At 61.4% G+C, this 23,220-nt stretch carries 24 protein-coding genes; 16 read left to right on the top strand and 8 right to left on the bottom strand.

The annotated features are described in order from the left end of the window. Window positions 1-9: 9 nt before the first annotated feature. The 9 genes from RSO67_RS28175 to RSO67_RS28135 all read left to right on the top strand — a co-directional run bounded on the left by RSO67_RS28175 (window position 10) and on the right by RSO67_RS28135 (window position 7,549). Entirely contained in the window at window positions 10-369 is a 360-nt protein-coding gene (locus tag RSO67_RS28175) for a hypothetical protein (protein ID WP_315841550.1), read from the top strand. 128 nt (window positions 370-497) lie between these two features. Next, the gene (scpA, locus tag RSO67_RS28170) at window positions 498-2,651 is read left to right on the top strand and encodes a methylmalonyl-CoA mutase (protein WP_315841549.1); all 2,154 of its coding nucleotides are present in this window, start codon (window positions 498-500) and stop codon (window positions 2,649-2,651) included. Window positions 2,652-2,686: 35 nt separating this feature from the next. Then, on the top strand, window positions 2,687-3,001 hold the full coding sequence (locus RSO67_RS28165) for a nucleotidyltransferase family protein (protein ID WP_315841548.1): 315 nt from the start codon (window positions 2,687-2,689) through the stop codon (window positions 2,999-3,001). Then, window positions 3,001-3,339: a DUF86 domain-containing protein gene (locus tag RSO67_RS28160; RefSeq protein WP_315841547.1), complete on the top strand. Its 339-nt coding sequence runs from the start codon at window positions 3,001-3,003 to the stop codon at window positions 3,337-3,339. The genes RSO67_RS28165 and RSO67_RS28160 overlap by 1 nt, the downstream gene beginning before the upstream one ends. 8 nt (window positions 3,340-3,347) lie before the next feature. Then, complete coding sequence (locus RSO67_RS28155) at window positions 3,348-4,130, top strand: DUF3298 and DUF4163 domain-containing protein (RefSeq protein WP_315841546.1); 783 nt, start codon at window positions 3,348-3,350, stop codon at window positions 4,128-4,130. After that, a complete protein-coding gene (gene meaB / locus RSO67_RS28150; RefSeq protein ID WP_315841544.1) occupies window positions 4,127-5,113 on the top strand; it encodes a methylmalonyl Co-A mutase-associated GTPase MeaB in 987 nt (328 codons plus the stop codon). The genes RSO67_RS28155 and meaB overlap by 4 nt, the downstream gene beginning before the upstream one ends. A gap of 1 nt (window position 5,114) precedes the next feature. Continuing rightward, window positions 5,115-5,771 carry a pyroglutamyl-peptidase I gene (locus tag RSO67_RS28145; RefSeq protein WP_315841543.1) on the top strand — a complete coding sequence of 219 codons (657 nt, stop codon included), beginning with the start codon at window positions 5,115-5,117 and terminating at the stop codon, window positions 5,769-5,771. A gap of 153 nt (window positions 5,772-5,924) precedes the next feature. Continuing rightward, window positions 5,925-7,178: a multidrug effflux MFS transporter gene (locus RSO67_RS28140; RefSeq protein WP_315841542.1), complete on the top strand. Its 1,254-nt coding sequence runs from the start codon at window positions 5,925-5,927 to the stop codon at window positions 7,176-7,178. A gap of 113 nt (window positions 7,179-7,291) precedes the next feature. Then, complete coding sequence (locus tag RSO67_RS28135; protein ID WP_120291172.1) at window positions 7,292-7,549, top strand: hypothetical protein; 258 nt, start codon at window positions 7,292-7,294, stop codon at window positions 7,547-7,549. Window positions 7,550-7,651: 102 nt separating this feature from the next. Here RSO67_RS28135 and RSO67_RS28130 read toward each other — a convergent pair whose 3' ends face one another. Both RSO67_RS28130 and RSO67_RS28125 read right to left on the bottom strand, forming a co-directional pair. Then, the gene (locus tag RSO67_RS28130; protein WP_315841541.1) at window positions 7,652-7,939 is read right to left on the bottom strand and encodes an MAPEG family protein; all 288 of its coding nucleotides are present in this window, start codon (window positions 7,937-7,939) and stop codon (window positions 7,652-7,654) included. 201 nt (window positions 7,940-8,140) lie between these two features. After that, window positions 8,141-8,530, bottom strand: coding sequence for a DoxX family protein (locus RSO67_RS28125; protein WP_315841540.1), 390 nt, complete (start codon window positions 8,528-8,530; stop codon window positions 8,141-8,143). A gap of 149 nt (window positions 8,531-8,679) precedes the next feature. Here RSO67_RS28125 and RSO67_RS28120 point away from each other — a divergent pair, with 149 nt between their 5' ends. Together RSO67_RS28120 and RSO67_RS28115 are read left to right on the top strand one after the other, a co-directional pair. Further along, a complete protein-coding gene (locus tag RSO67_RS28120) occupies window positions 8,680-9,060 on the top strand; it encodes a helix-turn-helix domain-containing protein (RefSeq protein WP_315841539.1) in 381 nt (126 codons plus the stop codon). 1,100 nt (window positions 9,061-10,160) lie between these two features. Further along, complete coding sequence (locus tag RSO67_RS28115; RefSeq protein WP_315841538.1) at window positions 10,161-11,531, top strand: TIGR03808 family TAT-translocated repetitive protein; 1,371 nt, start codon at window positions 10,161-10,163, stop codon at window positions 11,529-11,531. Here RSO67_RS28115 and RSO67_RS28110 read toward each other — a convergent pair. From RSO67_RS28110 to RSO67_RS28095, 4 genes are all read right to left on the bottom strand, one after another. Continuing rightward, the gene (locus RSO67_RS28110) at window positions 11,528-12,046 is read right to left on the bottom strand and encodes a TIGR03809 family protein (protein ID WP_315841536.1); all 519 of its coding nucleotides are present in this window, start codon (window positions 12,044-12,046) and stop codon (window positions 11,528-11,530) included. The two genes, RSO67_RS28115 and RSO67_RS28110, sit on opposite strands and share 4 nt — an antisense overlap. Window positions 12,047-12,453: 407 nt before the next feature. Then, a complete protein-coding gene (locus tag RSO67_RS28105) occupies window positions 12,454-14,208 on the bottom strand; it encodes a S8 family serine peptidase (protein ID WP_315841535.1) in 1,755 nt (584 codons plus the stop codon). Window positions 14,209-14,287: 79 nt separating this feature from the next. Further along, complete coding sequence (locus RSO67_RS28100) at window positions 14,288-15,016, bottom strand: hypothetical protein (RefSeq protein ID WP_315841534.1); 729 nt, start codon at window positions 15,014-15,016, stop codon at window positions 14,288-14,290. Next, window positions 15,013-15,582 (bottom strand): sigma-70 family RNA polymerase sigma factor, encoded by a 570-nt coding sequence (locus RSO67_RS28095; RefSeq protein ID WP_089266985.1) that lies wholly within the window; start codon window positions 15,580-15,582, stop codon window positions 15,013-15,015. Before RSO67_RS28095 ends, RSO67_RS28100 begins: the two co-directional genes overlap by 4 nt. 630 nt (window positions 15,583-16,212) lie before the next feature. On the opposite strand from RSO67_RS28095, the gene RSO67_RS28090 reads away from it, so the two are divergent. The 4 genes from RSO67_RS28090 to RSO67_RS28075 all read left to right on the top strand — a co-directional run bounded on the left by RSO67_RS28090 (window position 16,213) and on the right by RSO67_RS28075 (window position 20,955). After that, window positions 16,213-17,283, top strand: coding sequence for a GGDEF domain-containing protein (locus RSO67_RS28090; RefSeq protein WP_315841533.1), 1,071 nt, complete (start codon window positions 16,213-16,215; stop codon window positions 17,281-17,283). 69 nt (window positions 17,284-17,352) lie between these two features. Next, window positions 17,353-18,465 carry a DUF2336 domain-containing protein gene (locus RSO67_RS28085; protein WP_315841532.1) on the top strand — a complete coding sequence of 371 codons (1,113 nt, stop codon included), beginning with the start codon at window positions 17,353-17,355 and terminating at the stop codon, window positions 18,463-18,465. Window positions 18,466-18,655: 190 nt separating this feature from the next. Then, window positions 18,656-19,630 (top strand): NAD-dependent epimerase/dehydratase family protein, encoded by a 975-nt coding sequence (locus RSO67_RS28080; RefSeq protein WP_315841531.1) that lies wholly within the window; start codon window positions 18,656-18,658, stop codon window positions 19,628-19,630. After that, window positions 19,627-20,955, top strand: coding sequence for a flavin-containing monooxygenase (locus RSO67_RS28075; protein ID WP_315841530.1), 1,329 nt, complete (start codon window positions 19,627-19,629; stop codon window positions 20,953-20,955). The genes RSO67_RS28080 and RSO67_RS28075 overlap by 4 nt, the downstream gene beginning before the upstream one ends. Window positions 20,956-20,995: 40 nt before the next feature. Here RSO67_RS28075 and RSO67_RS28070 read toward each other — a convergent pair whose 3' ends face one another. Together RSO67_RS28070 and RSO67_RS28065 are read right to left on the bottom strand one after the other, a co-directional pair. Next, window positions 20,996-21,634, bottom strand: coding sequence for a DUF1109 domain-containing protein (locus RSO67_RS28070; RefSeq protein ID WP_315841529.1), 639 nt, complete (start codon window positions 21,632-21,634; stop codon window positions 20,996-20,998). A gap of 2 nt (window positions 21,635-21,636) precedes the next feature. Then, a complete protein-coding gene (locus RSO67_RS28065) occupies window positions 21,637-22,182 on the bottom strand; it encodes a sigma-70 family RNA polymerase sigma factor (protein ID WP_315841528.1) in 546 nt (181 codons plus the stop codon). A 330-nt stretch (window positions 22,183-22,512) separates the two neighbouring features. On the opposite strand from RSO67_RS28065, the gene RSO67_RS28060 reads away from it, so the two are divergent. Continuing rightward, entirely contained in the window at window positions 22,513-23,196 is a 684-nt protein-coding gene (locus tag RSO67_RS28060; protein ID WP_315841527.1) for a hypothetical protein, read from the top strand. Window positions 23,197-23,220: the final 24 nt, after the last annotated feature.

Raw genomic sequence — 23,220 nt, 5'->3', positions numbered from 1 at the left:
GAGCGACACATGCGCTTCGGGATCAATCTGCGAGGAGACCTGGCGAAACTCGACGATGCCGAGATTGCAGCACGTTACGAGAAGCTGATTGCGGAAAAAGAGCGGCGAATTCAAACGCTGCCGTCTTCTCTCAAATACAGAGTCTTTCGCTGGTTGTTCGTCGAGCAGCCCGGCCGCGGGCTTTTGCATGGCCGAATCTTCTACAAATTCTATGCTCAACTCTTTCGGCTGGCGATTGCACTCGGGGCGCAGGACTGGGTGCGCGACGAAGCGGTCGAGCACTATTATTCAGAATGCGAGTTCAAGGATGTCCGGGACGAGATTAAACGACGCGTGCGCTGGCGCAAGTTATCGGTCGCCGGATCATGACTGATATGAGATGCACGCAACCAACAACACGTCATGCCCGGCGAATGCCGGGTATCCACGTCTTAGCCACAAAGCAAGACGTGGATGGCCGGGACAAGCCCGGCCATGACGACCGAGGGTAAACGACCATGACCAAGATTCCTGATTTCACCAACGTCGCCTTCTCGCCCATCGCCGCGGGCGCGCCGTCGCAGGGCGAACCGTGGCTGACGCCGGAAGGCATTCTGGTGAAGCCGGGCTATGGCGAAGCCGACGTCGCCGGCATCGATTTCCTCGATACCTATCCCGGCATCGCGCCATTCCTGCGCGGCCCCTACCCGACCATGTATGTCAACCAGCCCTGGACGATCCGGCAATATGCCGGGTTCTCCACCGCGGAAGATTCCAACGCCTTCTATCGGCGCAATCTCGCCGCCGGCCAGAAGGGCCTCTCGGTCGCCTTCGATCTCGCCACCCATCGCGGCTATGACTCGGACCATCCGCGCGTGTCGGGTGACGTCGGCATGGCCGGCGTGGCGATCGACTCCATCTATGACATGCGCACGCTGTTCGCCGGCATTCCGCTCGACCAGATGAGCGTGTCGATGACCATGAACGGCGCGGTGCTGCCGATCCTCGCGCTCTATGTCGCCGCCGCCGAAGAACAGGGCGTGCCGCCGGAGAAGCTCACAGGCACCATTCAGAATGACATTCTGAAAGAGTTCATGGTGCGCAACACCTATATCTACCCGCCGACGCCCTCGATGCGGATCATCTCGGACATCTTCGCCTACACCTCGCAAAAGATGCCCAAGTACAATTCGATTTCGATCTCCGGCTATCACATGCAGGAAGCCGGCGCGACGCAGGATCTCGAACTCGCTTACACGCTCGCCGACGGTGTCGAATATCTCCGTGCTGGCCTCGCCGCCGGTATCGATGTCGACCGCTTCGCACCGCGCCTGTCGTTCTTCTGGGCAATCGGCATGAACTTCTTCATGGAAGTCGCCAAGATGCGCGCCGCGCGGCTGCTCTGGGCCAAGCTGCTGACGCAGTTCAATCCGAAGGATCCGAAGTCGCTGTCGCTGCGCACCCATTGCCAGACCTCGGGCTGGTCGCTGACCGCGCAGGACGTCTACAACAACGTGATGCGCACCACCATCGAGGCGATGGCGGCGACGCAGGGCCACACCCAGTCGCTGCACACCAACGCGCTCGACGAGGCGCTGGCGCTGCCCACCGACTTCTCGGCGCGCATCGCCCGTAACACGCAGCTATTTTTGCAGCAGGAAACCGGCACCAACCGCATCATCGATCCGTGGGGCGGCTCCTATTACGTCGAGCGCCTGACCCACGACCTTGCGACCAAGGCCTGGGCGCATATCCAGGAAGTGGAAGAGCTCGGCGGCATGGCCAAGGCCATCGAGGCCGGCGTGCCCAAGCTGCGCATCGAAGAGGCTTCCGCCAAGACCCAGGCGCGCATCGATGCCGGCCGTCAGGCGGTGATCGGCGTCAACAAGTACAAGCCGGAAAATGAAGAAGCGCTCGACGTGCTCAAGGTGGAAAACTCCACTGTGCGCCGGCTGCAGATCGACAAATTGAAGAGGCTTCGTGGCGAGCGCAGCCAGGCCGACGTCGATGCCGCACTGGCGGCACTGACGCGCTCGGCCAAGGACGGCAACGGCAACCTGCTGGCGCTGGCGATCGATGCCGCGCGGGCCAAGGCCACCGTCGGCGAGATCTCGGACGCGATGGAAAAGGTGTTCGGCCGCCACCGCGCTGAGATCAAATCAATTACCGGTGTCTACAAGCGCGAGGCGTCCACCATGAACGACAAGGTCCAGAAGGTTCAGGCGCTGATCGATGCCTTCGAGGACGCCGAGGGCCGCCGCCCGCGTATTCTCGTCGCGAAAATCGGTCAGGACGGTCACGACCGCGGCCAGAAGGTGATCGCCTCGGCCTTCGCCGATGTCGGCTTCGACGTCGATATCGGGCCGCTATTCGCCACCGCCGATGAAGCCGCGCGGCAGGCCGTCGAAAACGACGTCCACATCCTCGGCCTCTCCTCGCTGGCCGCCGCCCATCTCACCGCAGTGCCGGAGCTGAAGGCCGCGCTGAAGAAACAGGGCCGCGAGGACATCATGATCATCATTGGCGGCGTCGTCCCCCCGCAGGATTACGACGAACTCTACAAGGCCGGCGCCGAGGCGATCTTCCCGCCCGGCACGGTGATCTCGGAGGCAGCGGAAGAGCTGATCCACAAGCTGAATGCACGGCTGGGACACAGCGAGGCGGCGGAGTAGCTGCGCTTTTCACCCAGATATGCTAGCGTCCTTGCATGACAGACGTGGCCGATACTGAACTGGACATCATCCTCGCCAAGCTGCGCGACATCGCTCCTGCGATCCGCGCCGAAGGCGTCACGCGGCTGGCCATATTCGGCTCGCGTGCCCGCGGCGATGCACGGCCGGACAGTGATCTGGATGTGCTCGTCGATATAAAGCCTGAAGCGTCCTTTTCTTTGCTCGATCTGATTGGCGTGCAGCACTTGATCGACGATGCGACGGGTCTGCAAACACAGGCGACGATGCGCCGCTCGCTCGATCCGCGTATCGCTGAGCGTATTGCCGACGACATCGTCGAGGTCTTCTGATGAAGCCGACGGCGGCCGAGAGAATCGGCCACATCAACGAGGCCATCGATACCATTCGACGCGGGGTACACGGCCACACACTTGTAACGTTCACAGACGACACGATCCTCAGAGCAGCCGTCGAGCGCCTTCTCGGAAACATCAGCGAAGCCTCGCGCCACATTCCCGACGACCTGAAGTCGGAGGCACACGAGATCAACTGGCGCAGGCTTGCCGACTTGGGCAATTGGCTTCGCCACGCCTACCATCGTACGGACGCTGGCCTGTTGTGGACGATGGTGGAAGAGGATCTGGAACCTCTTAAATCGTTTGTCGCCCGTCATACACAAATCAAATAGCTGGCTTCATGCAATCCTCTATCCGGATCTTTCTGTTTGTCTCGCTGACATGCAATCTATTTGCAGGGTTTGCCCTCGCCGCCGAGCCGACACCCGACATCCAGCTCAAGGCCAAATACACCGAGGTTGCCGTCTTCTTCGATGCCGCGATCAAGTCCGATGCGCCGCTGCTGAAATATCTCACATCCGCCAGCAATGGCTGGGCTGCGAAGACGCTCAAGGAACTGGCCGAGCAGCGCAAGGACATGCGGGATCTGCCTGCGGACATCCGCAACCGGCCCTGGGAATCGGAGCGCAGCTATACGCAGAGCTCGCTCGTCTCCGGCCGCTATGTCAGCATCATCCGCGCGGACTACAACTACACCGGCGGTGCACATCCCAATCGGGCCAATGACACGCTGCTGTGGGACAGGCAGGGCGGCAAGATGATCAGCATCCGCCCGTTCTTCAACGAACTTGCCGATGGTGGGCCGGCGATGACGGCGATCCGCGATGCGGTCGTCGCCGATCTAAAAGTCGAGAAGAAACAGCGCGACAACGACAATCCCGACATGAGCCTCGTCGACGCGCTGGAGCCGAAGCTGCTCAAGATCGGGCCGGTATCGCTGGCGCCGTCGACGTCAGCCGGCAAGAGCTCCGGCCTCAGCTTCCATTACGGCCCCTATGCGGTCGGCTCCTATGCCGAAGGCGATTACCACGCCTTCGTGCCGTGGGAGAAGCTCAAGCCCTATCTGTCGGCCGAGGGCGGCGCGATCTTCGCCGGCGAGCGGCCGAAGGACGACGACAAGTGACGAAAGCCCCCATCGATATCGACGCGCTCGCCAAAGACCTCCGCGCCGGCTCCCGCGCCGCGCTGGCGCGGGCGATCACGCTGGTGGAAAGCCGCCGTGCCGATCATCAGACCGCCGCGCGCGAGCTCGTGCAAGCGCTGTTGCCCGCTACAGGCAAGGCGTTTCGCGTCGGCATCACCGGCTCGCCCGGTGTCGGCAAATCGACCACCATCGATGTGCTCGGCATGTATCTGATCGAGCGCGGCCACAAGGTCGCCGTGCTGGCGGTCGATCCGTCCTCGGCGCGCACCGGTGGATCGATCCTCGGCGACAAGACGCGGATGAACGATCTGTCGGCTCATCCGAACGCCTTCATCCGCCCCTCGCCGTCCTCCGGCACGCTCGGCGGCGTCGCGGCAAAAACCCGCGAGGCCATGTTACTGTGTGAAGCCGCCGGCTTCGACGTGGTGCTGGTGGAAACCGTCGGCATCGGCCAGTCGGAAACCGCGGTCTGCGACATGACCGATTTCTTTCTTGCACTGATGCTGCCCGGCGGTGGCGATGAGTTGCAGGGGATCAAGAAAGGCCTGATCGAACTCGCTGACATGATCGCCATCAACAAGTCCGATGGCGACAACCTGAAGCGCGCCAATATCACCGCTGGGGATTATCGCGGCGCGCTCCATATCCTCGCGCCGCGCTCGGAGCACTGGCATCCGCCGGTCGTGACCTATTCGGCATTGACCAGGACGGGTATCGCCGAGCTCTGGGACAAGGTCGTCGCGCATCGCACGGCGATGAACGCGTCCGGCGATTTCGCCGCCCGCCGCCGCGAGCAGCAGGTAAAATGGATGTGGACCATGCTGGAGGATCGTTTGAAGGCGCGGCTGCGCAGCGATCCCGGCATTCGCAGCAAGGTCAAACAAGTCGAACGCGACGTCGCCGACGGCATGATGACGCCTGCCGTCGCGGCGGAGGCGATCGTCACGCTGTTGAAGGATTGAGATGAGCAGCGCCCCGCGCATCCTCATCACCGGCTTCGGCCCGTTCCCCGGCGCGCCGTTCAATCCGACACAGGCGCTGGTGCGAAAACTCGCAACGCTGCGCCGTCCTGCTTTCGCCGACGTCACCCGCATCGCGCATATTTTCGACGTCACCTATGCCACCGTCGACCGCGAATTGCCCGAGCTGATCGCGCGCCATCGTCCGGATGCTCTGCTGATGTTCGGCCTCGCCGCGCGCACGCCCTATGTCCGGATCGAGACGCGCGCCCGCAACGCGGTGTCCATGCTATGGCCCGATGCCGGCCACGCCACGGTGCGCCGCGCCAGCATCGTACCTGGCGCCGGCGCGCAGATGTTCGGCCCGCACACGGCGCGTCTGTTCCGGGCCGCCCTCGCTGGCGGCACCGATGTGCGCCCCTCACGCGATGCAGGCCGCTATCTCTGCAATTACCTTTCGTGGCGCAGCATTGAGGCCACCCGCGCGCCGAACGGGCCACGCCTCGCGGCCTTCGTCCATGTGCCGCTGCTGGCGCAAGACACTGCGTCGCGTCGCATGACCTCCGACGAGCTTACCGATACCGGTGAAGCGATCCTGCTGGAAATGATCCGCATGACCCGGGTCAAACTGCGTGATGCGGCCAGGAATTCCCGGGTTTGAGACCGTCGAAACGACGCTCCCGGCTATTTTCTGAACATTAATTCATAAATTGGGGAAATTCCGCCGGTTTCCGCGACGCAGCCATGCCGAAAGTCAACTTGTGCGTCGCAGCATGAAGACCCTAATGGCGGGAATACTTCCAAGGACAGCTTTGTGACCGACATCAACGCCGACGCCCCCCTTGTGGTGTCATCGACCCATAGTCCAATGAAATTTGGCGAATTTGTCGTCGTGATCGCTTCGATCATGGCGCTGAATCCGCTCGCCATGGACATCATGCTGCCGGCGCTGCCGCATATCGGTGCGGCCTTCAAAGTCCCTGATGCCAACCACCTTCAGAGCGTCCTCTCGGTCTTCCTGCTCGGCTTCGGCGTGGCCCAATTCGCCATCGGCCCGCTGTCGGACCGCTACGGCCGGCGTCCCATCCTGCTCGGCGGAATGGCCGTCTATTGCGCTGCGAGCGTGCTCGCGCTGTTCGCACCGTCGTTCGAAATCCTGTTGCTGGCCCGCCTGCTGCAGGGCATCGGCACCGCGGCGACGCGCGTGATCGCGGTGTCGATCGTCCGGGACTGCTATGCCGGCCGCCGCATGGCCAGCGTCATGTCACTGGCCATCATGGTTTTCATTTCCGTGCCGGTCATCGCCCCGTCTCTCGGCCAAGCCCTGATGGTTCTCACGGAATGGCGCGGCATCTTTGTCGTGCTGATGCTGTACGGCCTGCTGACGCTGGCCTGGAGTGCCTGGCGAATGCCGGAGACGCTGCCGGCCGCCAAACGCCGCTCGCTCGCCATTCGTGATGTGCTCTATGCCTATCGGCAAACCGTCAGCCATCGGCAGACGCTCGGTTACGGCCTCGCTGCCGGCATCCTGCAGGGCGCACTGTTCGCTTTCGTGTTTACGTCGCAGCAGGTGTTCACCGAGATTTTCCATCTCGGGCCATATTTCCCGCTTGCCTTTGCTTCCATCGCTTTCGGCGTCGCTGCGGCCAGCTTCTTCAACTCGCGCGTCGTCCATCGCCTTGGCATGCGGGCACTCTCCCACGGCGCCCTGCTCGGTTTCGTCACTGCTGGCGCGGCGATGTTATTGGCCGTGGCGATGGGCTTCATGCCGCTATGGTTGTTCATCGCGCTGTCGATGCTGATGATGTTTGCCTTCGGCCTGATGTTCTCGAATTTCACCGCACTGGCGATGGAGCCGCAGGGCCACATCGCCGGCACGGCCTCCTCGCTCTACGGGACGCTGACCACGCTGCTGGGTATCGCCATCGGCACGGTTATCGGCCAGCACTATGACGGCACTCTACTGCCGTTCGCGACCGGCCTTTTTCTTTGCACCCTCACTGCATTCGCGGTGATCCTCGTGGTGGAAAAGGGCCGCCTGTTCAAGCCTCACAAGATGGTGAGCTGAACGCTCTCGCGACGCAGCCGAATGGCCGTCGCGCAATTTTGAAATGTCTGGGAATACGTCGGGGCGAACCCGGCGCCGCCATGAACGTTATCAATTTTTACCGGAGCAATCCGATGCCCTACGCACTGTTCTGTGACGACGCGAAACTGAGTAAATCCTATCCGACCGAAGCCGACGTGTGGAAACTTGCCGCCGAGAGCGGCCTTGTCACCGATGTCGAAGCCAAGAATTCGAAGCCGACACCGCGCCGCGTGCTCGACAACGACTACGAGATCCGCCCGTGTCAGGCCGAGCCCGGCGAATGCCCGGAAAAGAACGAACGCGACGCCCAGGCCGAGAAGGATTTCCAGCTCGCGCTGACGGGACGATAGACGGCAACACCTCGCGCAGGCTCGAAAGAACGTCATTCCGGTAGCAATAAACTCTCCGACGTGACGTAAGGATGGTGACGGTGCTCCGTTCAGCTTCCGCATTCACCAGGGGACGGCGTCCATGATGAGCCGTCCAGCCGCAACAACCAGAGCCACGTAAGTAAAGAGCATCCCGAAGCCGCGCACGGGCGCCGATCCCCGAAACATGCCGATCGCATGCAGCAGCCGCCCAAACGCAAGCGTTGCTCCGGTGGCGACGACCAGCCAGACCGGGGCGGCATGAGCCTCGACCATGCCCAGCGAGATAACCCCGAGAGGCACGTACTCGATAAAATTTCCTTGGGCGCGGATGCGTCGGCGCAGCGTTTCATCCGCGCTGTCGCCGACCATCTCCCCGACCGTTGCGCGCGGAGGGAAACTGGCAGCGACAGAGCAACAAGGGACACGGCGAAAGCCGCCACAAAGATGGACGTGACAGGAAGCGTTGTCATGGCTAGCGCGCGCTGTCGATAATCGCGCCGCCGTCGGCGGTGAAGCTATTCATGTTCATTTCCTTCGATCGCTATTGTCGTGCTGGTTGTTTTCTGCGCGTCAGAACATCGCCGCAAGCGCGTAAGGCGACGAGATTTCGCGGGCAGCGTTCTGCGTGGCAAATGAGGCGATGAGCAATGCGAGGCCGATCACGGCGGGCAACGCGGCGCTGGGCTTCCGGACGGCGACGTGCGCCAGGGCTGCCAACAGCAAGTGATAGAACATGCCCGCATAAGCGAGATCGCTGAGCGCGACGTTGACGTGCAACAGGATTGCAGCCGGGCCCAGGACCTTCACGACGATCATGAATGGCACGAAGTAAGCCGGATATCCGAGGTCGGCCAGAGCCTGTCGGACCCAATTCCCTTTCGTGAGGTACATGAAGGCGGAGGTCAGATACAGCAGGGCCAATAGCGCCGTGCTGATCCAATAAGTGTAGATCGTAGCCATGTGGTTGTCATGATTGCTGGTGGGACAGCAACATCCTTTCTTCGTGTTGATTTGCCTTGCAGGCGCCTATGCGCAGCGCCTTTGCGCGTGCATCGAAAATGTCAATCAAGATTGATTTTTACAAGTAGGATGAATAACCTACTGCAAGTATGGAAAAGCAGACCATGGCCGATAAAGAGAAAAACATGCACGAAGAGATGCGGCGTGCGTTCGCGCTGCTCTCAGGCAAGTGGAAGCTTGAAATCATGTGGCTGCTCAATCAGCGGGTTTACCGTTTCGGGGAGTTACGAAAGGCAATCCCCGGCATCACCCAGCACATGCTCACGGCACAACTCCGCGAACTCGAAGCCGACGGTCTGATATCACGCACCGTGTTCGCAGAAGTGCCGCTCCGGGTCGAATATGAGATTACGCAGAAAGCGCGCGGGCTCGGCCCCACGATGGAAGCGCTGACGGCGTGGTGGAACAAATATGGAAAGACCGTACCGGCGAAGCCGAGTGCCCGTGGCCGCAAACCCAGGGGCGACTGAATCCTGCGACACTGTCTGTCGGGAGCGGGGAATCCCGACCCACACTCGTCATTCCCCGGCAAACCAATTGGTTTGCCTGAGGGACGGACCGCGCAGCGGGCCGGCATGAGCCCAGAATCCCCGAGTGTTTTGCGCTGTCTGGAGACTCCCATGCTGAGATTCCGGGTTCGCGTCCGGCAAGTGCCGGCCACGCCCCGGAATGACAGTGTGGGGCGGCAAGACAGCGCCCAAACATTTTTTCCTATCTCCCGTTGACAGCACCCCCATCAGGTTTATATTCCCCTTCGTCCTGCCCCACCGAGAGGGGCGATCGCGATCGTCACGTTCGCGGGGTGGGATGCGGTGGACGCCGGAGATGCGGCGTTACGCGGTTCATGGGTGACGTCTGTCTTCGGGCAGGACGGATCTGCGCCAGCACTGCCACTGGCAAGGAGACGGCCGGCCTTGAGATGGAAAGACCCTCTGGACAGTGTGACGGACGACCAAGTCAAAACGCGTCCGGCTTACTCGCTTGAGGCACCCTGTCCCATTCGCCTTGGGACTGTAATTTTGGTGATCGGATCGTTCGCCATGGCAACGCGCAAGCAACCGAAAAAACACCGTATGCGGAACGCTGGGTACTTGCTCGGCGCCTCCGAAAGTCCTGATGCACATTACCCTTGCGGAAGACCGCATTGGCATCAGGCCCAAGGGTGCAACGGGCACCCGGCGTTCCGCACGCCCTCTTTCAGGAGGGTGGGAATGCGAAACACGACGGCGCCCCCGCGCCGCAAACAATGGGGGTGATGACGCATGTCTGAAGCACAGTGGCTGTTTGACAGTTGAATCCGCGAATGACGTGACGCGCTATCGGCGCCACACCCGCCGCCGTCATGCGCGGGCTTGTCCCGCGTATCCACGTCTAGGCCATACGCTAGGAAAGACGTAGATGGCCGGAACAAGTCCGGCCATGACGACCGAAAACGTAGCGCGAGGCCGTCGGCAGGTGAGCGCCTCATTAACCCTACCCTGCACATTCATCGCGGCCGCTCTCGCCTGGCAACGTCACACACATCATCTTGCGTTACGTCATCAGCGGACATCCACCGGGACCTTGAACCATGGACCTGCATCGCCGCCATCTGCTGACTGCGTCCGGCGCAGGTCTCGCCGCCGGCGCATTCGCTGCATCAAGTGACGCGGCACGCGCCGCCCCGCTCACCTCAACGCTCGGGCGCGACGCCACGCAATATGGCGTGCGTGCCAATAGCCAGGACGACCAGACCCGCGCATTGCAACGCGCCATCGACGAGGCGGCGCGCGCGCAGGCACCGCTGGCATTGCCGCCCGGCAACTATCGCACCGGCATGCTCAGGCTCGCGCGCGGCTCGCAGATCATCGGCATGCGCGGCGCAACGACCCTCACCTTCAGCGGCGGCGCGTCACTGCTATCAGGCGAAGGCGCGGACTATGTCAGCCTCAGCGGCCTCACGCTGGACGGCAACTTCGCCAAACTGCCGCCGCGGCGCGGGCTGCTGCACATGGTGCAGGCGCGCGAACTCCGCATCACCGATTGCACCGTCACCAATAGCGGCGGCGCGGGCATCTGGCTGGACAACGCGGCGGGCGCGATCACCGGCAATACACTTACCAACATCGCCACCACCGCGATCGTCTCCTTCGATGCGCAGGGATTGATCGTCGCGCAAAACACCATTTCCGGCACCAGCAGCAACGGCATCGAGATACTGCGCACCGCCATCGGCGATGACGGCACGCAAGTGATCGACAATCGTATCGAGGACATCAAGGCCGGTCCCGGCGGTTCCGGTCAGTATGGCAACGCCATCAACGCATTTCGTGCGGGCAATGTCATTGTGTCCGGCAATCGCATCCGCAACTGCGACTACTCGGCCGTGCGCGGCAATTCCGCATCGAACATCCACATCACCGGCAACAGCGTGTCGAGCGTGCGCGAAGTCGCGCTCTATTCGGAATTCGCCTTCGAGGCTGCGGTCATTGTCAACAACACCGTCGATGGCGCAGCGCTCGGCGTCTCTGTCTGCAACTTCAACGAGGGCGGACGCATCGCCGTCGTGCAAGGCAATATTATCCGCAACCTGCTGCCGAAGCGGCCGATCGGCACAGCGCCCGACGACGATGCCGGCATAGGCATCTATATCGAGGCGGACGCCAGCGTCAGCGGCAATGTCGTCGAGAACGCGCCGTCCTTCGGCATGATCGCCGGCTGGGGCAAGTATCTGCGCGATGTCGCCATCACCGGCAACGTGGTGCGCAACAGTTTTATCGGCATCGGTGTATCGATCGCACCGGGAGCCGGCACCGCGCTGGTCAGCAACAACATGATTTCGGGCGCGCCACGCGGCGCTGTTGTCGGCCTCGATCATGCGAAGCCGGTGACACCTGACCTCACCACGGATGGCGCACAGCGCTATCAGCAGGTGGCAGTGTCCGGCAATACGGTGCGTTAAAGCGCTGTCCGCAGCATCGGATAGCGCGCGCTCATGACGAGAGGATCGAGCGCCTTCTGCCAATCCAGATCTGCCGGAGTCACCGTCGCCTGCCGAGGTGGCGCCTGCCGCAACAGGGTTTCGATCGGGATCAGGACGGGCGAAGCCGGTTCAGCCGCTGGCTCGATGTCGGGCTGCAACGGCGCAACCACCGCCGCTGCAACGACAGGAGCCGCAACGGCAACAGGCCGTGGTTCGGGGGCGCGCGGCGCCCGGTAGATCACCCCTTCCGAAGACAGCACGCGCCTCACAGCGGCGGTCTCGCCCTCGACCATCAGCCGCCAGCGTTCAACCGCGTCCTTGGCTTCCTGAATGTTGTCGAGAAACTCGGCTTCACTGTGAAAACGGCGCCACCGCCCGCTCTCGAACAATTCTGTCAGGTAATCCAGCCGGCTCTCGGCAAGAGCGCACCAGCGCTGGGCCAGTGGCCGACCAATGCCGGCATGCGGGTAAGGAAAATTCAGGTGAGATGACATGGAAATGTCCGCAAGAGAAAAAACGGACGCAAAGCAACAAACGAATCACTCACCAATACTTGGAGAGTTTCTGTGGAAAAGTTTTCGGGGTCCAGCGCAATGTGGTCAAACTTGGACAATTGCGTTGAAAACACGTGAGAAAGCCCCGTCAAACCTAATGTATTGCAGTCAAGCCTTGCTTGAGCCTTGCTCGATGCCCGGCCATGCACCGGCAATCTATGACCTGAAGGTTAAAATTTTTGGTTAACAAAAACGAAAGACCCGCCCGGGGGGACAACCGGACGGGTCAAGCTATACCGGCGCGAATGTTTGGGCGCATGCGCCGGATACGGCCTCGTTGGGGAGGGAATGCCGCTCCCACATCCATATGTCCGGTCCACCCGGCCAAACGTTCAACGATCAGGCGATTATTTTTGGACGTCTGACGCCATCGACGGCGACGACGCCTCGACCGCACGTGTCGTCGGCGCAGGCGCGGTGACGACAACAGGCGTCACAGGCGCAGGCGCTGTCGCCACGGGTTGCTGAGCGCCCTGCACTGCCGATACCGCACTATAGGCATCCGCTGCGCCGGCACCGAACAGGTCGTCACGGCCGGGCGCGCCAAGATCACGCGCGGTTGTCATCAGGACGCTGCGGATCTCGTTCGGCCGCAGTTGCGAATTGCGCTCGATCATCAATGCGGCGAGCCCACTGATGTAAGCCGCCGAGAACGAGGTGCCGGACGTCATCTGGTACTTGTTGTCCGGCGCGGGCAGAAAAATATCGACGCCCGGCGCAGCTACCGCGATATGGCTGCCACGGTTCGACGCGGTGAACAGCCTGTCATACGCATCGGTGGCGCTGACAGCGATCACGTTGGGGTTTGCAGCGGGATAAAGCGGCGGCGATTTCGGCCCGGCATTGCCTGACGCCGCGACCATCACGATGCCCTTGCTGGCCGATGCCGCAATACCGCGCTCGATCAGCGGATCCTGCGGGCCCGCAAAGCTCATATTGATGACCTGGGCGCCATTCAATGCCGCGTGGTTGATGCCCTTGAGGATGATGAAAGACGAACTCTCGGCACCGCCCTGCGAAACGCCAAAGGCACGAATGGCAAGAATGCGCGCGCGCGGCGCACTGCCCATCAGACGCGCATGCGATACGATCGCCCCCGCAATGCCAGTGCCGTGCACATGCGCACCTTCCTTGCTGCCGAGCACATCGAACGACCCCACGATGGCGTCAGCCAGTTCGGGATGCGCGACGTCGATGCCGGAGTCGATCACGGCAACCGTGACATTGGCACCAGCGGACAGCTTGTGCGCTTCGGGCAGACGCAGCTTCGCCAGCGCATATTGCGCGGGATCGCCCTCGCCCGGTGCCGGCGTTGTCACCTGGTCCTGCAGCACATAACGGAAATTGGGTTGCACAGCACGCACGTCAGCCTCGGCGCGCATCTGGGACTCAACGGTCTCGACCGAGCGATTGTCGGTGATGCGGAACAGGCTGATATTGGCGCCGATCAGCGGAAAATCCTGCGACGACAGACGCTCCAGGCGCAGACGGCGCACCAGCGCATCTGTCTGATCCGGCGTCAGCGCACCGTCGAGTTCGGCGATGATCTGCCGTGGGACATAACGCGTGTTCAGGGCCGCCTGTGGGCCATTGCTGCGCGGTCCACCGCGGGCATTCTGGCTGCGCGGCGTCGGGCCGCCGCCACCCAGATCTGCAACGAATGGCTTCTCGTTGCACTCGCCGGATGCCGCGCGATTGGCATAGGCGCAGCTCGGATAGGTGTTCGGCGAATAACGCACATAAGGAATGGTCGGCAGCACGCCCACGATCTTCGGCGGGAGCGGCGTACGCCCTGGCCGCGAGGATATGGGCGGTGTCCGGCTGGCTGTCGTCCCGATCGCCGCCCCGCGCGGGCCGACGCTGGTGATACCGACGCGACCGGCAATGGGCCCGCGGCTCGCGATATTCGGACCGCGGCCGGCAATGCGGCCCGCGCCCGCAGCGATGTTCGGATTGATGCGCGGCGTTGTGCTGGGAGCGATCGTGGGAACGCGCGATCCGATATTGAGACTCGGCGAGCGCATCATGCTCTGCGCATCAGCGACCGAAAGGCTGAACGGCCATGCGACGGCGAGCGAAAGCACAGCGGCCGTGCATTTCATCATTGATCTGGAGGCACCACGATCATGTCTCATGAACAGGCCTCGCACGCATAATGCGGATCGGATTAACCGACGGCGCCTATTGCGCCTGAACCGCCATGCTGACGATCTTCTCGTTCTCCAGCCGGCGGATTAGCCCGGCGATCTGGTCCTTGGTCATTACCCGATTGCCGAACTGCAACCGGAACAACCCGTCCTTGCCGCTATCGACAATCGTGCCCTGATAGCCATCGAGCAGCGCTGTGATGTCAGACACCCGCGCAGTCGGCGCAAAACGGACGAACAGGCGCGTCGGAGCTTCTACCGAGGCCGGTGCGATCGAGCGGACGATAGCCGTCGGTGCACTCGCTGGCGCCGGCGCGGCTTCATAGGACGCGGTCTGGAATGTGCGTGTATCGCGCTGCATCAGTACGGTGCCGATGACACCTGCCTGCAGCATGATCGCGAGCGCGCCAACAGCGGCCGAAGCCGCCAGCGTCCGCGGCGAAAGCGATGCGAAAAATCCGGAAATCCGCGCCGACAGACCGACCGATGTCGATCCGCTGCGCACCGGCTCGGCGTCAATCGCGGCAAACAGCTTCTGCATCGCCCGTGAGGACGGCGCACCGAGGCTCTCATTGAGGCCAATGGTCTCCGCGTATTCTTCCTGGATCACGGCATATTGCTTCGCCAGTTCCGGATCCTTGGCCAGTGCATCATCGACGCGGCGAGCATCACGCGCGTTGAGCGTGCCCGCGGCGTGCCAAGGCAGCAATGCCTCGATCTCGCCTGGCTCCTGGGTCGGCACTTTGTTGCTCATCGCCATCATGGCCAGCCTCGTTCAATGCCGGCTGCCTTGAGCAGATCGGCTAATTTCTTGCGCGCATAAAACAGGCGCGTCTTGACGGTGTTCTCGGGAATTCCAACGATCTCGGCCACCTCTTCCACGGACTTCTCGTGGTAGTAGACGAGATCGACGATTTCCCGATGCTCGGGCGAAAGAGATGTCAGGCACTTCCGCAACGCGTCACTGGTATCCTTTTTCTGAACCGACACTTCGGGATTATCGGACGTATCCTCGATTGCGTTGGCCGTCTCGTCGTCCAGTTCGGCGTCCTTGCGCTTACGCAGCGCGGACAGCGCCTTGAACCTCGTAATCGCCAGGAGCCAGGTCGAGACCGCGGAACGGCCTTCGAATTTGCCTGCCTGCCGCCACACATCCAGGAACACCTCGCTGATAAGATCCTCAGCAATCTGTTCGTTCCGCACCAGCCGAAGGCCGAAGCGAAACACCCGGACATGGTGCCTGCCATAAAGCACCTGCATGGCAAGACGGTCGCCTTGCGCAATCCGGGCGATCAGAATCTCATCCGATGCCGCCTGTGTTGCACTCACTGCCCGTCTCGCAATGTTGGTCTGAATGAGGATGTAAGAGGTTCGATTGACAAGATAAAATCTTCTCGAATGGGCAGGAATATACCGGTCGCGGCTGTTTTAAACCGCACCGAACGGGCTTTTACCGCCCTTTTCTTGGGCGGAATGGGTAACAGGTAGCATAATGCTGGGGCATTTCCGACCCGAACGCCAGCGATTCACACGGCAACCTTACCAAGTCGTGGCTTCCGGAACACCCTTGAGACGGCGGAACCTGCATTTTGCAGCCACATCCCGAAACCCTCGTCAATGAATACCGTAACTTATCCTGGCGGCTTGTCCGCCACATCAAGTCAACTCGCCCGGGCCCGTCATCGGTCCGGGCATTTTTACTTAAACAACAAAGCTATTCTTGAAACCTTCTGGCAGTCCCGCTGGACGCGACCTGTCAACATTTGTCGCCGAGAGCAGCTAATGAGTAGCCGGTTACCAGATTTGGCTGACGGCAATAGATACCAAACCTAAAGGCTTTGAGCACTAGAGTTCCATCATCAAAACCCATCGATGGGCTCAATGACCGCAGCCGCTTCATCAGTCTTGAATCCAGTCAACGGCGACTTCGAAGCCGTCGATGGAGAGTTGCGGTCTGATATGCTGGCACGTCGCCTGAAGCGGCGGCGCCAAATGCTCGCATTGGCGGCCGCCAGTCATGCCGTCAACGTCGTGCTGCTTTTCGTCTTCCTTGCAGCAGGCACCATCGATGGCACGATCGTCGCGGCCTATGCCGGCTGCGCTTTTGCCTCTGTCCTGATCTTCCTCGCGATCTCCGAAAGCGGCCTGACGGATGACTGGCGCGATCACTTCTTCGCAGCGCCCTACACGGCTGTCACTTACGCACTTCTGCTCGCCTTCGTTTACACCGCGCCCAATGTCGCCGTCGTGTTTCTCTGCGCATTGTTTCTTGTGGCCAATGTCATCGCCTTGCGTACCTCGCCCCGTGAAGGTGTCGGCGCCTGGAGCGTCATGACCGGCGGCCTCGCGCTGCTGTATTTCTTCGTCGATCTGCCCTTGACGTTGCCCTCCGGCAATTCCCTCGAGCGCTTCGGCACCTTGCTGACATTCTCGATGACCATCGCCCGCAGTATGTTCATTGGCATTTTCTCCAGCTCGCTACGCGATGCGCTGTTTCGGCGCCGCGTTGAGCTCGAAGCCGCCTACAAGCGCATCGAAGAGCTAGCGGAGCTCGACGAACTGACGGGATCGTTCAATCGCCGCTGCATCATGCGGCTGCTCGACGATGAAATCATTCGGGCACAGCGCAGCAATACGCCCTGCACCGCCGCGCTGATCGATCTCGACTGGTTCAAGCGGATTAACGACAATTTCGGGCATCCGACCGGCGACGAAGTGCTGCGGACCTTCGCCATCACCATTTTCGCCAATATACGCAGCATCGACAAATTCGGCCGCTATGGCGGCGAGGAATTCCTCCTGGTGCTGCCGGACACGCCGCATGACAAGGCCGTGCAAATGCTCGACCGTCTGCGCGCAATCGTCGAAGCACTGGATTGGAGCGCATTTTCCGACGGCTTGACCGTGACGATTTCGGGCGGCGTTGCGACATTGGGTCCGAACGACACGCCAGACACCTTACTCGCACGCGCCGACAGCGCACTCTATGCCGCCAAGGAGCGCGGACGAAATCGAATTGCAAGCGCCTGAACGAATTTCACGAACCCTGGCCGCAACATATTGGCGGCAGGACACGATTAGAGTTACGGGATTTGATTTATGTCTTCGAAGTCACCGTTATCGGCAAATTTACTCGACGAACTTGACGCCGCACTGGCCCACGGAACGGTCGCACGGCGCGTCGAAACCCTGCGCCGTGTCACGGATCTGTTCGTCAACAATGCCGTGGATTACTCCGACGCGCAGATCGCGGTGTTCGACGACATTTTCGATTGCCTGCTGACGCATATGGAAGCGTCTGCAAGGGCCCTTCTGGCCGAGCGACTGGCACCCGTCTCTGTTGCACCACCCCGGGTCATCCGGACCCTCGCATTCGACGAATTGATCGAAGTCGCCGCACCCGTGCTCTCTCAATCGGAGCAGCTCGACGACCATGCCCTGATCGAGAATGCACGCACCAAAAGCCAGGAACACCTGCTGGCGATCTCGACGCGCAAGGTCCTGAGCGGCGCCCTGACGGATGTTCTCGTCGAGCGCGGCAATGACGCCGTCGTCACCAGCACCGTCAACAACCGCGGCGCCGACATTTCGGAGCACGGTTACAATACCCTGCTCTCCCGGGCCGAGGGCAACGACACGATCGCGACGTGTGTTGGCCTGCGTCCCTCCATTCCGCGTCACCACTATCTGAAGCTCGTCGCCAAGGCGTCGGCCTCGGTTCGGGCGAAGCTGGAAGCCGCCCGCGTACACCACACCGCCGACATATCTCTGGTGGTTCAGCAGGTCGCGCGGCGGGCTCGCTCCGCACCAGGCAGCATCAGTCAGCAGACCGTCATAGCCCATGGTCTCGTGCGCTCGCTGTTTGAAGACGGTCGGCTGGATGAAAACGAAGTGGCGAAATTCGCCGAAGCCGGCAAGTTCGACGAGGCTAACGCCGCGCTCGCCTGCCTGGCCAACGTGCCAATCTCCGTCGCGGAAACCATGATGGTCGAATCCCGCAGCGAGGGCATTTTCATTCTGTGCAAGGTCGCGAATTTTTCGTGGAAGACGGTCAAGACCATCATCAACATGCGCGAGCAACTCGCTGGAGCGCAAATGTCTGACAGCGCGACCGACCGGGAGACCTATGAGCGCCTCCGCATCTCCGCGGCGCAACAAGTCCTGCGCTTCCACCGTATGCAGCAGGCGACGTCCGACCTACCTGCCGCCTGACGTTTGTCAGTCGACATGTTTCCACGCGAATGGCCGCAGTCTGGCCATTGAGACGGAGCGCCGCAACGCCAATTGCGCTGAGCAGCCATTCCGTCAGCAGGCATCGACTTGCCGGTGAAGGCGCTGATAGTGATGCCTCGATCACGGCGAATAACGCCGGAACGGGTTGGCATCAAGCAGGGCAGGATTCATGCGCGTCTTGATTACAGGCGCCGGTGGCTTCATCGGCAGAACACTCACTTCTGCGCTGCTTCAAGCAGGCGCGCTCACCAATACTGCAGGCACAAGCGAAACAATCGAGGAGCTCCTCCTTCTCGACACACATCTGCCGCCAGCATCCGACCGACGTGTGAGGCACTTGCAAGCCGACATCGACGCACCCGATACGCTGAAGAAAATCGCTGCATGGAAACCCCATAGCGTGTTTCATCTCGCCGCTGCGCTGACCAGCGCCGCAGAACAGGACCCGGCGCGCGCGCTGGCGGTGAATGTTTCGGCGCTGGCGGAATTGATCGACGCCATCGGCGCGAAGGATGCTCCGCCCCGCCTGATCTTTCCAAGTTCGATCGCGGTCTTCGGGGGGTTATTGCCTGATCATGTCGATGACGATCATTTGCAGCGTCCACAAACCTCCTATGGCACGCACAAGGCCATCGCCGAATTGATGCTGGCGGACGCCACGCGTCACGGAATGGTCGATGCACGCGCCCTGCGCCTGCCGATCGTGCTGGTACACCCCGGCCCGCCAACACAGTCGGTATCTGACCGTATCGCAGGCATCGTTCGTGATGGCGTCGCCGGAAAGCCGTCGATTTGCCCATTGCGCGCGGACACGAAAGTGCCGATCGTTTCGGTGGAGACCGTTGCACAGAATTTGATCACGCTTCACAATGCCGATCCAGCCAAGATGCGCGGCAAACGCGCGCTCAATCAACCTGCTTTGACGATCAGCATGGAAGACATTATTGAATCGATTGCACGTGTCACCAACACCACGCCGAACGTGACCTATGCCCTCGATCCCGATCTCAAGAAGATCGTCGATAGCTGGCCGAAAGGTTTCATCTCCACCCGCGCGCCATCCCTCGGCGTCGTCGCTGACAAGAGTTTCGAGGACATCGTGAGCCAGTATCGCCAGCGTCTTGCCGAAAAATCTGCTGCATGACCGAACCTGCAGTCGACATCTGCATCATTGGCGCCGGCTCATCCGGCATTGCCGTTGCCAAGGCCCTGCACGACAAGGGGCTCAGTTTCGATATCTACGAGAAGGGTTCAAATATCGGCGGGATGTGGCGCTACGGCAATGACAATGGCCTGTCTTGCGCCTATCGCAGTCTGCATATCGACACCAGCCGCAGCAATCTCGGCTATTCCGATTTTCCGATTCCAGCCGACAAGCCTGATTTCCTGTCACACCAGCAATTGCTGGATTATCTTGAAGCCTATGCTGACCGGTTTGGCGCACGATCTCGCATCCGCTTCAACTCCGAAGTGATCTCGGTCGAAAAGACCGACGACGGCTGGCGCGTAACGACGAAGGAAGGCACCCGCGAATACAAGACGGTGATTGTCGCCAACGGCCATCTCTGGGATCCGCGTTGGCCGACCTTCTCTGGCACATTCAACGGCACGGCGATTCATTCCAGCCAGTATCGCACCGCGCAGCCTTTCGAGGACAAGAAGGTGCTGGTCGTTGGCATCGGAAATTCGGCCGTCGATATCGCCGTCGATCTTTGCAAGCGCGCCAGCAGCGTCGTGCTGTCCGCGCGAACCGGCGCCCATATCATGCCGAAATACATGATGGGCATCCCGATCGATCGCTGGTCGGCCTTCTTCGCGCGCAAGCTGAAATTCCCGACACTGCTGACACGCATGATCATGGCACGTCTGATCTATCTTGCCGTCGGCGATCAGACCCGCTTCGGCGTGCCAAAGCCGAAACATCCCATGTGGCGCGAACATGCGACGTTGAGCCAGGAGTTGCTGCCTTATATCGGCCACGGCTGGATCAGCATCAAGCCGAACGTCACCTCGCTGGAGGGGGACGCCATCGCCTTCGCCGATGGCACGCAGGAAAGCTTCGACGCGGTGATCTACGCGACCGGTTACAAGGCCAGCTTCCCGTTCCTCGCGCCAGAGATCTTCTCGGTGCCGGAAGACGGTGGCATGGTTGATCTCTATCGGCGCATGACGCCGCCGAACCGACCAGGCCTGTTCTTTGCCGGATTGGTGCAGCCCATTGGGCCAACCATTCCACTGGTCGAAATCCAGGCTCGGTGGATCGCAGCCGTACTGACAGGCAAAGTCGCCCTACCCAGCCCCGGCGATATGGCGCTCGAGGTCCGCGACTTCCACCAGAGGAAGATCAGCACCTGGCTGAATTCCGCGCGCTACACGTTGGAAGTCGACTTCAAGGACTATGCCAGCGAGTTGAACGGAGACATCGCGAAAGCGGCGAGCGGCCGTCCTGCGGCCGTGGCATCGGCCTGACATAATTCATTTTTCGCGGAACACGTGGCTCGCGCGCTGCTCAATAGCGCAGTACTTTCGAGCCGATTGCTGCCCCCAGCGCCGCCACGACGAGGGCTGCGAGCGTGTACCAGGTCGCGACAAACAGCGGCGAGTCGTCCGCGCAATGCGCGGCGTAAAACGTCGCCCCGAGGCCGGCTGACATAAATCCCGCGAGCGCACCGGCAACGGCGGGGCGTGACGGCGCGCCGTGGCGTAGTGCGATCATCGCGCCGCCGAGGATCGGCAGCGACAGCAAGGTGATCGCCGCCGAACACAGCGACGAGTTTCTGCCGATAATGCGCACCATCATCGGCGCGCGCTGCGGCATCGTCATTTCGACGATCAACGCGACGATCAGAATAAACGGCGACAGCAGCAACAGCCAGATCCAGCGGCCCAACGACGCCTCGGGCCGGGACAGATGGACACTGATCACGATGGCTGGAATGGCAAGCGCCAGAGTCACCAGAAACTTCGTATCGAAGAACGGATTGCGCATGGCCGACATGAAGTCCGGGCGAATGCCAAGCGTCACCAGCAACATCGCCGCCACGACCGGCAGTGTGACCAACAAGGCCATCGCGAGCTGCGTGCTCACGGGACGTGCCCTTTGATCGTTGTCGGCAGCCAGCGTCTGAATCAGGCGATCGGTATCCATAGTCAATCCTTTCGCAGCTTGGCTGCGAGGCTCGCGAGCCCACGATGCAACGCCACGCGCACGGCGCCTTCGGTCATCGACAATTTCGACGCCGTAGTCTTGATGGATGCGCTCTCCACCGCGATCGATCGCAACACGTCGCGCTGCCGCGGTGGAAGATCGGAGAGATGATTGGATATCTCGACCGTGGGAAATGTTTCGGCCGGTGGCTCGCTCGGAATCGTCTCAGCAAAATCGTCGATGTTGACGAAGGTCCGACGCCCGCGCCGGCGGAGCGCATCGATCAATTTGTTGCGGGCGATCGCAAACAGCCATGGCGCGAACGGCGCGTTCGCGTCCCAGGTCTGCCGCTTCAAATGCACCGCCAGCAAAATGTCCTGCACAATATCCTCCGCCTGATCAGGCGGCTGGCCAGCCCGTGACAGGCCCTGCCGCGCTCCGGCACGCAGCACGGGCGTGACCGACTTCAACAGGCGATGATAAGCAACGCTATCCCCTGCATTGGCCGACCGCATGAGATCGGTCCATTCGTCGTCACGTCCGCGCACGCGCGCTCCTAAAGCCAATTCGGCGGATAATTCAGTTTGTTACGCCAGCTGTGAGAAAAATCACGGAACCGTGAACCCGTTGCCTGCGCCCCAACCCCGAGCCGAAGATTTCAAAGACATCCGGCTCATAGCATCGAACCGTCAGAGTGACATCCGTCGCCTTGATTTCAAAGGCAGATTTTTGCTGACGCCTGTGGAGACGATGACTGCAGAAGTGTTCGTGCCCCGTTTTTGCCGGACTCGTCCGAAGATTCCCTTTTTTGCCCCGGTGTGAACACCTGCGCAGTTTCCCTTGCGGCCATTGGGGGCCGGTATTTTGGGGAGATTTCCATGAACATCAGAGCCAGCGGGCGTGCGGCATTGGTCATCGCAGCCGGATTATGGATCTGCACATCGGCACCGCTTCACGCGACCGAAAACGACACCGCGGCGTCCGAGCCGGCCGCAGCGGTCGGCAGCGCCGCAGACACATCCGCCGAACCAGCAACGAACGCCACCAAGCACCGCAGTGCCAGGAAGAGCGAAACGAAATCGCGCAAGTCCGACCGACAGGCAACCAAAGCGTCGAAAAAGCCCGCTGAGGAGGACACCGCCAAGACGGAAGACGCGAAGCCGGGGAGCAGCAATACCGCCATCCCATCATTGGTCGCCAATGCCAACGCGCAATGGCCCTCCGAGACCGCAGCGACCAACACCTACAACATGTCCTCGCAAGCCGGCAGCGCGCTTGGCCAAATCGGCGGCCAGCAGGAACAGCCCGCAACGACCTCGCCGGATTCCAGCGCCAGCAATGCGCAGCTCGTGGCCGCTGACCAGCTCAACGACCTCGATCGTGCCATCAGCGACGACAAGCCGCCGCTGACGCTCGCAAAGGCCACCATCGATACGCCAGCACCGGAAGTCGTCAGCGAGAACGGCACGACCTGGGACAAGACCTCCCTCGTTGGCAAGATCTTCATCGCCTTCGGCGGTTTGCTGACCATGGCCTCTGCGGCCCGTATGTTTATGGCTTGAACCCCATCCCCTGAGCGGGCAAAT

Origin of the sequence: Tardiphaga sp. 709, assembly GCF_032401055.1 — a bacterium.
GTDB lineage: Bacteria > Pseudomonadota > Alphaproteobacteria > Rhizobiales > Xanthobacteraceae > Tardiphaga.
The sequence above is the reverse complement of the archived record's forward strand: the minus strand, read 5'-3'. Positions and strand labels throughout refer to the sequence as shown.